Here is an 11,991-nt window from a genome sequence, read left to right on the forward strand (position 1 = left end):
ATGAGCGATGTGGTGATGATCCGGCCGGCGCGGTCGGCGATCGGCACACTTCCCGTTCTGGAGATCGCGCTCGGTGGCGCGCCCCGCGGGCTCGTGGTGCTGCTCTGCGGCCCCGGCGGCCTCGACCGCGACGCGACCGAGGTGATGAACCGGCTGGCCGAGCACGGCTATGAGACGCTGGCGGCCGAGGCCCGGGGGCGCGTGCTCGAGCCGTTGGTCCAGCGTGCCGCCGAGCGCGGCTGGACCGGGGACCAGATCGGCCTTCTCGGCCTGGGACGTGGCGGCCGGGCGGTGCTCGACGCCGCGGCCGAATGGTGCTTCGGCGCCGCGGTGAGCCTGTCCCCGTCCGGCCCGCTGGCCGGTGTCGCTGCGGTTCGCACGCCCTGGCTGGGGCTCTTCGGCGCCGAGGACCCCGGGGTGTCAGCGGAGGAGGTCCGCGCGCTCGGCGCCCGGCTCGCGGCCGGGACCGACGTTTACAGCCAAGTGGTGACGTACCCGGGCGTCGGCGCGGACTTCCACCGGCGCCAGGGCGATGGGGTGAGCTACGCCGCCTCCTACGACGGGTGGCAGCGTGCGATCGAGTGGCTCGAGCTGCGGGTGGCTCCCCGGTTGACGCCGCTGGCCGAGCAGTGGCGCAGGCGCAGGGCGGCTGTCTCCGGCTGACCCACCGCGAACGAAGAGGGCGGTCGGAAGGTGTCTTCCGACCGCCCTCTTCGTGCTCACGTCCGGTGCTCGTCAGACCGCCGACTCCGCGTGGTCGGGATCGCGCCGGGGGGCACGGAACACCTCGTCGAGCGGAAGCTGTTCCTCCGGCGGCAACGTCTCCCCGGTGACCAGCTCGTTCCAGCGGCGCCACCAGGTGCGCATCTGCAGCTCGTCGGTGCTGGAGTTGACCTGCTTGTTCATGCCGCGCGAGATGTCGGACCACTCGAGCTCCTTGCGGGCGCCGTAGCCGACCTGGCACGTCTCGAGCGCCTCGACATCGTCCGGCGAGGCCAGCCCACCGGGCCCCCAGAACGTGAGGAAGTTGTCCAGCCGCTGTTTGCGCAGCTCGTCGCCCTCCTCCGGGGGTGCCAGCTCCCAGGCGGTCACCTCCATGTAGTCCGGCGCGATGGGCTCGATCTTGCGGACCACCACGCCCATCACGAGGTCGATCACGACCAGGTTCGGGAAGATGACCATGTTCCGGTTGCCCATCATGCGGTTCACCCAACCCGTCCCGTAGCGCTCCCGGAAGCGCTCGAACCGCGCGTCGCGTTCGGCTGTGCCCGCCTCCGACAGCGGTCGCCCGAACAGGCCTTCGGTGGCCGGCGCCCCCGCGATCACCGCGTGCCCGTTGCCGAGGTCGATGCCCCGCGACTCACCGAGTGCGCTCGGGTCGAGCTTGCCCCGGGCCGCGAGCACCATCTCGAAGTACCGTTGATGGGTGGAGACGGCGTGGTAGCCGTCGAAGCTGTTTTCCACCAGCAGCTTCCAGTTGGCCTTCACCGAGTACTCGTGCGTGCCCTCGAGAACCTCCATTCCCGTCTCGGACTGGTCGCACACGAGGTCGAGGTACTCGGTGGCGCCCGCGAGGTAGGTCTTGAGATCGACGATGTCCGGGTCGAAGCTGACGAACACGAAGCCCCGGTAGGAGTCGACCTTCGGCGGCGCAGCCAGATCGGGTCGCTCGAAGTTCTCCCCGTAGGAGTCGTCGCCGGGCATGGAGACCATGTCACCGGCGGTGCTGAAGCTCCAGCCGTGGTAGAAGCAGGTGAGGAAACGCGCGTTGCCCTTGGGCTCGCGGCACAGCATCGCCCCGCGGTGCGGGCACGAGTTGATCCAGACCCGGATCCGGCCTTTGTTGTCGCGCGCGAAGATCAGCGGGCGACCCGCCACGGTCCGTGTCTTGAAGTCGTTCTTCTTGCGCAGCTCGGTCTCGTGGCCGAGGTAGAGCCAGCTGTGCTCGAAGATGCGGTCACGTTCCCTGGCGAACACGTCGGGATCCACCATCGCCCGACGGTTGACCCGGAAGCGTGGCATGTCCCGGTCATCGATCACGTACTCAGACACCACAGAACTCCTTCGGTCTCCCGTTCCGGATGACGCAGACGGTCCCCGATTCCGCGGATGAGGGCATCGTGCGGTTCCGGCCTCCGGAACCGGACGATGCCGGACGCCCGGCGGTTCCAGCGAGTGAAACCGGCTCTGGGGCCGAGGTGTGACCGCGGCTCACACTGCGGGGCGTGGGGCCCACGGTGGGCCCTGCCGAACCGAACAGCACCTGTCTGAAAGGCGTGAGATGGACGGCAGCGCGGGAACCACGAAACGCCGGTTCGCCTGCACCGTGGACGAACTGGACAAGGGCGAGTCCATGACCGTGCCGGGCGATGTCCCGATCGCCCTGTACCGCAACGACGAGGGCGAGTTCTACGCCACGGCGGACACGTGCACCCATGAGGACTGGTCGCTCGGCGAGGACAGCGATCTCGAGGGCAACGAAGTGGTGTGCCCGTTGCACATGGCGCGGTTCGACATCCGCAGCGGCGAGGCGCTCTGCTTCCCGGCGACCGTCGCGCTCAAAACGTACGAGGTCGAGGTCGAGGACGGCAAGGTCTACGTCCTCGCCTGAGGCGGGGGAGAACGGTGAGGAACGGATGAGCGTACTGGTTGTCGGCGCTTCGGTCGCCGGCGTGCGGACGGTCCAGGCTCTGCGTGCGCGGGGGTGGCGTGACGAGGTCACGCTGATCGGCGAGGAACCGCATTCGCCCTACGACAAGCCTCCACTGTCGAAGGAGATGCTCGACCCCTCCTCCGACGGGGGCCGCGTGCCGCTGGTCGGCGCCGACGAGCTGACCGCACTGGAGGTGGATCTGCGGCTCGGCGTCCGCGCCGTGCGGCTCGACCCCGCCCGCCGTGTGGTGACCGGCGGCGACGGCGCGGAGCTGGGCTACGACACGCTCGTCATCGCCACCGGGGTGGTTCCGCGGACCCTGCCCGGAGCCGAGTCGTTGAGCAACGTCTTCACCCTGCGGACGGCCGAGGACGCCGCGGCGCTGCGGCGGGAACTGCGACCTGGCAGGCGCGCCGTCGTGGTCGGCGCCGGGTTCATCGGCGCGGAGTTCGCCGCCGCGGCCCGAGCGCACGACGTCGAGGTCACGCTGGTGGAGGCGCAGGAGGTGCCGCTCGAGCAGCAGCTCGGTGCCGAGGTCGGCGCCACGTTGAGCCGCCTGCACGAGCGCAACGGCGTGGCACTGCGGTGCGGTGTGCGGTTCGCCGGCTTCGTCGGTTCCCGCAGGGCCACGACGGTCGCCCTGTCTGACGGCACGGAGTTGCCCGCCGATTTCGTCGTCGTGGGAATCGGCGCCCGTCCGGCCACCGACTGGCTCACCGGATCCGGTCTTCCGGTCCCGGATGGCGTCGACTGCGACGAGTCGCTGCGCGTGATCGGTTTCCCGGACGTGTACGCGGCGGGCGACGTGGCCCGGTGGCGGCACCCGTTCTACCGCGAACCGCTGCGGGTGGAGCACTGGACGAACGCCAACGACCACGCTGCCGTCGTCGCCGCGGCTGTTCTCGGTGCGCCACCACCACGGGCTCCGCTTCCGTACGTGTGGTCCGACCAGTACGGCAGGCGCATCCAGATCATCGGCAGGCCGGCGCTGGGTTCCCCGGTGATTCTCCGTGCCGGCCGGGACGGCGACGGTCTCGTGGCGGGGTATGCCGATGATGCCGGCGTCCTGGTCGGGGCGCTCGTCCTGGACGACCCACGGCTGTTGATGAAGTTCCGCAAGGCGATCATCGCCGCCCGGCACGCCGAGGAGTTCGAGCGGGCCGTACTGCCGGCTGCGTGAGACATCGGCAAACGATCGAGGAGGAAGCAGTGGCAGAGGTACTCGGGGTGGGCCTGACCCATTATCCGCTCCTGGCGGGGGCGGACACCCACATGGCGAACCTGTTGAAGAGCGCGCTGAAGGACCCGGACATCCCGGAGGAGGCCAAGGATCCCGCCTCCTGGCGTGAGCTGGCCCGTAAGGAGTGGGGCGACGACGGCGGGGTGGCCGCCGCGGCCGGGCACCGGGCCCGCCTGCTCGCCGACCTGCGGAAGTGCCGCGAGGCCATCGACGAGTTCCGCCCGGACGTCCTCATGGTGTGGGGCGACGACCAGTACGAGAACTTCCGCGAGGAGGTCATCCCGTCTTTCTGCGTACTCGCCTACGGAGACACCGAGGTGAAGCCCTTCGGCGTGCTCGACATGCTCAAGGTGCCCAATGTGTGGGGCCTGCCCTCCGACACGTCCTTCGTCATGCGGGGCGCGCCCGAGTTCGCCAAGCAGGCGGCCGCCGAGGTGCTGGGCTTCGGTGTGGACGTCGCCTACTCCTACGCGCCTCGTGCGGGCATCCACTTCCCGCACGCCTTCGGCAACACCCAGCTCTTCCTCGACTACGACAACGTCGGCCGGGAGTTCCCGTACCCGATCGTGCCGATGGCGGTGAACTGCTATGGCGAACACGTGATCGCCCGCAAGGGCGGCATCGCGCGGTTCGCCGACATCAAGACCGGCGAAGACCTCGACCCGCCGGGCCCGTCGCCCGTCCGGTGCTTCGAGTTCGGCCGGGCGGTGGGCCGCTTCGCCCGGAACAGCGGCAAGCGCGTGGCGCTGGTCGCATCGTCGAGCTGGTCGCACGCCTTCCTGCACGACAAGGGCTGGCACTTGCGGCCGGACACCGACTCCGACCAGGACCTCTACGACGCGATGGTCGCCGGCGACTACGACTTCTGGAACGCCCGCACCAGTCGGCAGATCGTCGATTCCGGCCAGCACGAGATGCTGAACTGGTACTGCCTGCTCGGCGCGATGTCCGAACTCGGCCTCAAGCTCACCTGGTCGGACTTCGTGCTCACCGAGATCTTCAACTCCACGAAGGCATTCGCGATCTTCGAGTGACCGGGTGTGACTGGTTCCCGCGTGTCACAGCTCCCGCGGGAACCAGTGCGCCCGGCCGCGCGCCAGCCCGGACTCGACCTCGCGGCTGATCTGCGCAGCCGTCGACCGCAACGCGCCCGCCAGGTTCGGCCTGGGCGCGAGCTTCGCCGGGTACCCGACCGAGATCGCGCCCACCGCGAAGCCGTTCAGGCAGATCGGCACAGCCATGCAGGCCAACCCGAGCTGTGCTTCTTCGGACTCCCTCGCGATTCCTTCCGCACGGACCCCGCGCAGCTGCTCGATGAGGACGCCGGAGTCGGTGATCGAGTTCGTGGTCATCCTGGGCAGCGGGTTCGGCAGAAAGTCACGGAGATCGTCGAGGTTCTCGTGTGCCAGTAACGCCTTGCCGATGGCTGTGCAGTTCGCCGGCAGCCGGTTGCCGATGGCGGCGATCGAGGACGGCGAGTCGCTCGTGGCGAGCTTTTCCAGGTAGACCACGTCGTACTGCCGCAGGACGGCCATGCACACGGTCTGCCCGCTCCACTGGTGCAGTTTGGTCAGCTCCGGCATCGCGAGGTCGCGCATGTAACCGGCCGGCGTGGCCGAGCCGAGCTGCAGCAGGCCGACACCGATTTTGTACCCGGAGCGGTGGTGCTCCACCGCCTCCAGCTCGACCAGCCGCGCCAGCAACCGGTGCACAGTGGACTTCGGCAGCCCGGACGCGCGCGACAATTCACTGAGGGTCATAACACGTTCGTGGGGGTTGAAGGCACGCAGCAGCTCGAACGCCTTCGTCAGGATCGACGGCGTCTCGCCCGCGGCGGTGTCGCGGGACTTGGGGTCGGCGGACGACATTGTTCACCTCTGCCACGTTCCGGTGGTGCATCCTTGTATACCCCACATCCTGGTTCGAGTCCCGGGGCGAACGGTCCCGTGGTTCCGGCCCCCGGAACGACGGGTGCCCACTGCCGGTGCTGGAGGCTAGCGTCCGGTCTGCCAGCACATTCCTTTCGCGGTGGGGGCCGGACACGACATGCAGGAGACCACCGACCGCCCGGCGTTCGGCGCCGGCGTCGACACCCATGCCCATTACTTCGGCACGGACCTGGTTCGGGCGTTGTCCGGCGTCACGGACCAGCGCTGGCCCGTCCTGGTACCGGGTTCGGAAGGCACCGGACGCATCATGCTCGGTGACTTGCTGTTCCGGACCGTGCGCTCAGTCCTGTGGGACGTCGACGAGCGCATCGCCGAACTCGACGCCGCGGGGATCGGGCTGCAGCTGATCTCCCCGGTCCCGGTGATGCTCGCGGACTGGGCCGACGAGACCGTGGGCGTCGCCTGCGCGCGAGCGACCAACGACTCCATCGCCGCCGCTGTCGGCCGTTCACGCGGCCGGCTCGCCGGACTCGGAGCCGTGCCGCTGCCGCACGTCGGCGCCGCCGTCGAGGAACTGCGTCGGGTGATCGTCGAACTGGGGTTGGCCGGGGTGGAGATCGGCACGCGGATAGCGGGCGAGGATCTGGACTCCCCGAAGCTCGAACCGTTCTACGAGGCCGCGCAGTCGCTGGGCGCCGCGCTGTTCGTGCACCCGACGGACGGCGGCGGCGGGGTGGTCCGGCGTGCCGGGCAACCGTACGATTTCGGCCTCGGCATGACCACCGACACCGCGATCGCCGCGACCGCTCTGGTCTTCGGTGGCGTGCTGGAACGGTTCCCGGGCCTGCGGGTGGCGCTGGCCCACGGCTGCGGGACGTTCGGCTGGGCTTACCCCCGGCTCCGCCTGGGCGCGAAGATCTTCGACGGCGCCGATCCGGCCAGGCTGGACCAGCTGGTGCGGTCCGTCTGGGTCGACTCGCTGGTGTTCGATCCGGGCCACCTGTCCCTGCTGACCCACCGGTTCGGCCCGGACCGCGTCATGTTGGGAACCGATTACCCGTTCATCCCGGGACAGCTGGAAGGAGCCCGCGGCTTCCTCGCCTCGGCGGAGGCCCTCGATCCTGGACAGGCCGCGCGCATCCATGCCGACAACGGGATGGCGTTCCTCGGGGCGGGAACTGCGAATGGATGACGTCCAGGTGGCCGTGGTGGGGGCCGACCCCGCCGGGCTGCTGATCGCTCTCGGACTGGCCCGTGCCGGCATCGAGGTTCTCGTGCTGGACACCGGCCGGGACGACATCGCGTCCGCGAACTGCGCGCACGACTGGTCGGTGCTGCCAGGACTCGACCGCCTGGGGATCCTCGACGACGCCCTCCGTAGCGGCTTCGCGGACCCCAGGTGGTGCCTGTTCGTGCTCCGGACCGGCGAGCGCATCGACTTCGACCTCGGGGCGGCACTGCGCGGGGTCACCCCCTTCCCCTTCACCCTGCACCTCGAGCACAGCCGTCTCTGCGGCATCCTCGAGCACCACCTCGCGCGCGAGGCGACCGCGAGTGTCGAGCGCGACGTCCGCGTGACCGGCCTCGTCCAGGACGCCACGGGGGTGGACCTGGGAATCGGCACCGCGGACGGCGCGCGCCGCGTGCGGGTTCGGTGGGTGGTGGGCGCCGACGGCACGAGCAGCACGGTGCGCCGGCTCCTCGGACTCGGCTTCCCGGGTTACACCTGGCCGGAACGCTCGGTGGTCGCGCTGGTCGAGGCCGACTTCGCGGCACTCGGGTACGCGAGCACCACACTGCAGGTGGACGACCGCCACGGCGCGGTCGTGCAGAAGGTGAACGACCGCCGGTGGCGCTACACCTTCGCGGAGCCGCTGACGCGGCACGAGGAGGGATCGGGTGTGCGCATTCCCCGTGTGCTGAGCGCCGTGCTCGGCGAAGCGCCGTTCCGGATCGTCGATTGGCACGCCGCGCGCATGCACGAGCGCAGTGCCGAACGGTACCGCCTGGGCCGCGTCCTGCTCGCCGGCGACGCCGCGCACGTGACCAACCGCATGATCGGGCACAGCCCCACCAGTGCCTTCTTCGACGCCTTCCGCCTCATCGAGGCGTTGACGGCCGTGCTCGCCGAACGGGCGCCCGAGAGCGTGCTCGACGCCTACGCGGAGGACCGGCGGCGCATGTTCCACCAGCATGTTTCGCCGATCGGCGCGGCGCGCAAGCACCTCGTCTCGCAGATCAGCGATGCCGAGCGGCTCGAGACCGAGCTGGAGTCCTACCGGCGGACCAGTGTGGACACTGACGAGCTTCGGGATGTGTTGCTGCTCAACAGCGAACTGGAAGACCGCGAACTCGTCCCACCGTCGGCCCGCTAGCGGCGGCACGGGTTTCTAGCCGCTGGAACCGAGGGTTGTCCGTCCCGGTCGAGGTCTCTAACTTCGGCCCAAACGCCGCGAACGCAAGGAGACGAGCGATGACTGCCAGCCTGGAAGCGGGCGCCTACCTCGACGCCAAGGGGATCTCGACCCGCTACCACGATCTGGGGGAGGGCAAGCCGGTGCTGATGCTGCACGGGTCCGGCCCCGGAGTCTCGGCCTGGGCGAACTGGCGCCACGCGATCCCGGCGCTGGCTCGCACGGCCCGCGTCGTCGCGCCCGACCTGGTCGGCTTCGGCGACACCGAGCGCCCGGCCGATGTGCGCTACTCGTTGCGGACGTGGACCGATCACGCCTGGAACTTCCTGGACGCACTCGGCATCGAGAAGGTTTCCGTCGTCGGCAACTCGCTCGGCGGCCGGATCGCGTTGCAGATGGCCGAGGACGACCAGAGCCGGCTCGACCGTCTCGTACTGATGGGCTCGCCGGGCGTGGGGATGACCCCGACCGAGGGCCTCAAGGCGCTGCGCGCCTACGAACCCTCGCTCGAGGCGATGGAACACCTGCTCAAGAACTACTTCGCGGTCGACAAGGCCATGATCACCGACGACCTGGTCCGGATCCGGTACGAGGCGAGCGCCGCCCCTGGCGCGTTCGAGGCATACCGCACGATGTTCTTCCACCCCGACCACGCCGGCAGTGAGCTCGGCATCACCGAAGACCAGGTCAAGGCCGTCACCGTGCCCACGTTGCTGGTGCACGGGCGCGAGGACAAGGTGGTCCCGGTCGAGATCTCCTGGAACATGCTGAGCCTGCTCCCACACGGCGACCTGCACGTCTTCTCCCGGTGCGGGCACTGGACCCAGATCGAGCGCGCCGACGAATTCAACCGCGTGGTCGCCGACTTCCTCGGGCTCGGCGCGGTCTGAGCGGAACGGCCGGGCGACGCTCACAGGAATCGGCGTGCGGACTTCCTGTGAGCGCCCGCGCGCTCGGCTGCGGCCGGAGAACATCGGTGTCCCGCCGGGAGACGGCGCCGGACGCCGGGTTTCGGCGTTTGGAGGTCGCCCAGCCTAACGGCGACGAGAGGACGCCCGGGTACGGCGCCGAGCACGCCGGCCGGAGTTCCTCCTCATCTTCGGTGAGGTTACCGAGATCGTCGGGTACCCGAGGATCAAGTTGTGGGTAACCATCCGACGTGGGTGGGAGGGACCGCATCCTCCCACCCACGCGGGTCAACGTCCGCGTTCCTCGTCCAGGCGCAGGGCTCGCCGGGCGGAGCCGACGTGGTGGCGCATCGCCGCGGTGGCTGCCTCCGGGTTGCGGGTGGCGATCGCCAGGAGGATCGCCTGGTGCTCGTGCAGTGACCCGGCCCGCGGGTGGCGTGCCGAGATGTTGCGGTACTGCCGCATCACCAGCGGGTACAGCAGCGTGTCGTAGGTGCGCGCCAGCGTGGCCTGGTGCGCCGCCTCCTTGACCTGCTGGTGGAAGCGCCGGTTGCACTGCGAGTACCGGGCGCCCTCACCCCGCTCCTGCGCCCGCTCCATCTCGGCCAGCGTGCGGCGCAGCTCGGCGATCTCCTCGCCGGTGGCGCGTTCGGCGGCCTTGCCGGCCAGCGCCGCCTCCAGGGTCTCCCGCGCCTCCAGGATGTCTGCGGCCTCCTCCAGCGTGAAGCTGCGCGTCCGCACTCCCCGGTTGACCTCGCTGGTGACGTAGCCCTCCTGCACCAGCCGCACCAGCACCGACCGGATCGTCCCCCGCGACACGGTGAACTTGCGGGTCAGGTCGGCCTCGGTGAGCCGCGTGCCCGGCTCGAACGAACCGGACAGCAACAGACCGCGCAAGTCCTCGTAGACCTGACCGGCCGCGGTCACCTTCTCAGCCAAAACCCAGACTCGGATACAGCCGCCGCGCGGTGCCGGCGAAGAGCTCGCGCCGGTCCGGTTCCGGGACTTCGGCGAGCACGTCCTGGGCCAGGGCCACGAGTTCAGGCATCGACTGTTCCGCGGCGGGCAGGTTGGAGCCCCACGCGATCCGCTCCGCCCCGAACGCCGCGAGCACCGGGTCCAGGAACGCTGCCGCCTCCGTGCCCGCGTCTGCCAGCCGCTCCAGGTTGCGGTGCGTCAGCTTCAGGTGTAGTCCGGGGTGGACGGCCAGCTTCGCCACCTCCTCCCCGGCGACCGCGGGGGAGGCCGCGATGTCCGGGTAGCCCATGTGGTCGAGCAGCACTCGCACCGTGGGGAACCGGTCCAGCAGCGCGTGCAGCTGCGCGGTCGCCGGGCCGAGCCGCATCTGCAGGCACACCGTCACCCCGAGCGCGGCGGCCTTCTCCCAGAACGGGAACGACTCGGGCGCGGCGAACCACTCGCCCTGCGTCGGCACCGTGCTGCCACTGGTGAACAACCGCACCCCGGCCAGTTCAGCGATCACGGTTTCGAGGTGGTCGGCGGCGTCCGGCCGCAGCGGGTCCACTGTGCCGACCGCGATGAACCGGTCCGGCCGGGCCGCGCGGCTGTCGAGGACGTAGGAGTTGTCGTAGCCGTAGGCGGTGGTGGCCTGCACCAGCACGGACCGACTGATTCCGGCCTCGTCCATGGCCCGCACCATGCCCTCGGCGGTGACCGGCCGCGTCGAGGCCCAGCCCGACTGCGTCCCGCCCAGCGGAGCCCGCGGGTAACGTTCCAGGTCTCCCGAAATCACATGGCAATGCGTGTCGATGATGTCCATTGCGTTGTCCTTTCAGGCGTCGGGGTAGTCGCCGTCGGCGAAGATGGCCTTGGGTTCGGTGTCGAGCAGGCCCTGGTCGCGGGAGAACTTCACTAGCGCCCGGATACTGGCCTCGTTGGCGGCCAGGCCGTAGGGGATCGGGTCGCCGCCGATCTGCCTGGCCTGCTTGCCCAGCCGCGGCAGCGCCGTCCATTCCGGATCTGCCTCGATCTGCCGCCGCTTGGCGTCCACGAACGCCGCGTACAGCTTGCTGGGCAGCGCAGGGTCACGCTCGACCAGCTCGCGCCGCAGCGCGATCACCGAGTGCAGCGGATAGATCCCGGTCCGCAGGTACCAGTCGGTGGCGAGGACCTCGTGGTCGGGGAACAGCGGGTACACCTCGCCCTCGGGTTGTTCCGCCGGGGCCGCCCAACCCGCCCGCGGTGCACCCGCGCGGCCGGTGCCGGCGTTGCCGCTGAACGCCGCGTCGACCTCCCCGGCACGCAACAACTCGCCCAACGACCGCCCGTCTGTCACGCGCTCGACGTTGGACGGGGCCCGGCCCTCGACGTGGTCATCGTCATCGGTCACCCACGTGATCGCGGCGGGGTCGACGCCGTACTCGTCACGCAGGATGCCCCGCACCCACACCCCGGTCGTGACCGTGTAGGCGCGCACACCGACCCGCTTGCCCGCCAGATCCGCCGGGAACCGGATACCCGAAGCCGCGCCGCACTGCACGTCGGCATGGTGGAACCGGCGGTTGAGGAACACCGGGATCGCCGTCAACGGCACCCCGGCCTGCAACGCCATCAGATACGACGTCGGCGCCAACTCGCACACGTCGAACTCCAGGTCCCGGATCATCCGCCGGTACGCCCCGATCACTGGTTTCACCTCGATCGGCTGCACCTGACAGCCGTCCACGGCGAGGTCACTGGCGTGCGCATACTCCCCGAGGACCACGGAAAGCTTGTCCATCTCTTGCCTTTCTGCGTCGAAGAACTTCAGCCGAGCCGGTCCGCGGACACCCCGAGCGCCGAGCAGGTGGCCTCCACCAGCTCGTCGAACTCGACCCGCCGCGGCAGCACCTCCTGCTCGTAGGCGTAGCGGGCAGCCGCGGTAATG

12 protein-coding genes are annotated in these 11,991 nt (G+C 69.9%); 7 read left to right on the forward strand and 5 right to left on the reverse strand.

What is annotated here, in order from left to right:
* The gene (locus ABZ215_RS18935; protein ID WP_354950465.1) at positions 1–663 is read left to right on the forward strand and encodes a dienelactone hydrolase family protein; all 663 of its coding nucleotides are present in this window, start codon (positions 1–3) and stop codon (positions 661–663) included.
* Positions 664–735: 72 nt separating this feature from the next.
* On the opposite strand, the gene ABZ215_RS18940 is transcribed toward ABZ215_RS18935, so the two are convergent.
* The gene (locus ABZ215_RS18940) at positions 736–2,052 is read right to left on the reverse strand and encodes an aromatic ring-hydroxylating dioxygenase subunit alpha (RefSeq protein WP_354950466.1); all 1,317 of its coding nucleotides are present in this window, start codon (positions 2,050–2,052) and stop codon (positions 736–738) included.
* Between the two features lie 229 nt (positions 2,053–2,281).
* Between ABZ215_RS18940 and ABZ215_RS18945 the strand changes: the two genes are divergently transcribed.
* The 3 genes from ABZ215_RS18945 to ABZ215_RS18955 are packed head-to-tail and all read left to right on the forward strand — an operon-like array spanning position 2,282 to position 4,927.
* Positions 2,282–2,611, forward strand: coding sequence for a non-heme iron oxygenase ferredoxin subunit (locus tag ABZ215_RS18945; RefSeq protein WP_354950468.1), 330 nt, complete (start codon positions 2,282–2,284; stop codon positions 2,609–2,611).
* 25 nt (positions 2,612–2,636) lie between these two features.
* On the forward strand, positions 2,637–3,833 hold the full coding sequence (locus ABZ215_RS18950) for an FAD-dependent oxidoreductase (protein ID WP_354950470.1): 1,197 nt from the start codon (positions 2,637–2,639) through the stop codon (positions 3,831–3,833).
* A 29-nt stretch (positions 3,834–3,862) separates the two neighbouring features.
* The gene (locus tag ABZ215_RS18955; protein WP_354950472.1) at positions 3,863–4,927 is read left to right on the forward strand and encodes an extradiol ring-cleavage dioxygenase; all 1,065 of its coding nucleotides are present in this window, start codon (positions 3,863–3,865) and stop codon (positions 4,925–4,927) included.
* 24 nt (positions 4,928–4,951) lie between these two features.
* Here ABZ215_RS18955 and ABZ215_RS18960 read toward each other — a convergent pair whose 3' ends face one another.
* Positions 4,952–5,761 carry an IclR family transcriptional regulator gene (locus tag ABZ215_RS18960; RefSeq protein ID WP_354950474.1) on the reverse strand — a complete coding sequence of 270 codons (810 nt, stop codon included), beginning with the start codon at positions 5,759–5,761 and terminating at the stop codon, positions 4,952–4,954.
* A 178-nt stretch (positions 5,762–5,939) separates the two neighbouring features.
* Between ABZ215_RS18960 and ABZ215_RS18965 the strand changes: the two genes are divergently transcribed.
* The 3 genes from ABZ215_RS18965 (at position 5,940) to ABZ215_RS18975 (ending at position 9,086) form a co-directional block, all read left to right on the forward strand.
* Positions 5,940–6,974 carry an amidohydrolase family protein gene (locus tag ABZ215_RS18965; protein ID WP_354950476.1) on the forward strand — a complete coding sequence of 345 codons (1,035 nt, stop codon included), beginning with the start codon at positions 5,940–5,942 and terminating at the stop codon, positions 6,972–6,974.
* Positions 6,967–8,157, forward strand: a complete 1,191-nt coding sequence (locus ABZ215_RS18970) for an FAD-dependent monooxygenase (RefSeq protein ID WP_354950478.1) — start codon at positions 6,967–6,969, stop codon at positions 8,155–8,157. The genes ABZ215_RS18965 and ABZ215_RS18970 overlap by 8 nt, the downstream gene beginning before the upstream one ends.
* 98 nt (positions 8,158–8,255) lie before the next feature.
* Positions 8,256–9,086 carry an alpha/beta hydrolase gene (locus ABZ215_RS18975; RefSeq protein ID WP_354950480.1) on the forward strand — a complete coding sequence of 277 codons (831 nt, stop codon included), beginning with the start codon at positions 8,256–8,258 and terminating at the stop codon, positions 9,084–9,086.
* A gap of 306 nt (positions 9,087–9,392) precedes the next feature.
* Here ABZ215_RS18975 and ABZ215_RS18980 read toward each other — a convergent pair whose 3' ends face one another.
* From ABZ215_RS18980 to ABZ215_RS18990, 3 genes are read right to left on the reverse strand one after another with little or no spacing between them, the layout of a single operon-like run.
* Complete coding sequence (locus tag ABZ215_RS18980) at positions 9,393–10,031, reverse strand: GntR family transcriptional regulator (RefSeq protein ID WP_354950482.1); 639 nt, start codon at positions 10,029–10,031, stop codon at positions 9,393–9,395.
* A gap of 4 nt (positions 10,032–10,035) precedes the next feature.
* Complete coding sequence (locus ABZ215_RS18985) at positions 10,036–10,884, reverse strand: amidohydrolase family protein (protein WP_354950484.1); 849 nt, start codon at positions 10,882–10,884, stop codon at positions 10,036–10,038.
* A gap of 12 nt (positions 10,885–10,896) precedes the next feature.
* On the reverse strand, positions 10,897–11,844 hold the full coding sequence (locus ABZ215_RS18990; protein ID WP_354950486.1) for a hypothetical protein: 948 nt from the start codon (positions 11,842–11,844) through the stop codon (positions 10,897–10,899).
* Positions 11,845–11,991 lie beyond the last annotated feature (147 nt).

Source organism: Amycolatopsis sp. NPDC006131 (assembly GCF_040614175.1).
GTDB lineage: Bacteria > Actinomycetota > Actinomycetes > Mycobacteriales > Pseudonocardiaceae > Amycolatopsis_E > Amycolatopsis_E tucumanensis.

What these genes read in the sequence shown, in the direction of transcription:
- ABZ215_RS18935 (WP_354950465.1), top strand. Translation starts at nt 1, where the DNA reads ATGAGCGATGTGGTGATGATCCGGCCGGCGCGGTCGGCGATCGGCACA.
- ABZ215_RS18945 (WP_354950468.1), top strand. Translation starts at nt 2,282, where the DNA reads ATGGACGGCAGCGCGGGAACCACGAAACGCCGGTTCGCCTGCACCGTG.
- ABZ215_RS18950 (WP_354950470.1), top strand. Translation starts at nt 2,637, where the DNA reads ATGAGCGTACTGGTTGTCGGCGCTTCGGTCGCCGGCGTGCGGACGGTC.
- ABZ215_RS18960 (WP_354950474.1), bottom strand. Translation starts at nt 5,761, where the DNA reads ATGTCGTCCGCCGACCCCAAGTCCCGCGACACCGCCGCGGGCGAGACG.
- ABZ215_RS18965 (WP_354950476.1), top strand. Translation starts at nt 5,940, where the DNA reads ATGCAGGAGACCACCGACCGCCCGGCGTTCGGCGCCGGCGTCGACACC.
- ABZ215_RS18970 (WP_354950478.1), top strand. Translation starts at nt 6,967, where the DNA reads ATGGATGACGTCCAGGTGGCCGTGGTGGGGGCCGACCCCGCCGGGCTG.
- ABZ215_RS18975 (WP_354950480.1), top strand. Translation starts at nt 8,256, where the DNA reads ATGACTGCCAGCCTGGAAGCGGGCGCCTACCTCGACGCCAAGGGGATC.
- ABZ215_RS18985 (WP_354950484.1), bottom strand. Translation starts at nt 10,884, where the DNA reads ATGGACATCATCGACACGCATTGCCATGTGATTTCGGGAGACCTGGAA.
- ABZ215_RS18990 (WP_354950486.1), bottom strand. Translation starts at nt 11,844, where the DNA reads ATGGACAAGCTTTCCGTGGTCCTCGGGGAGTATGCGCACGCCAGTGAC.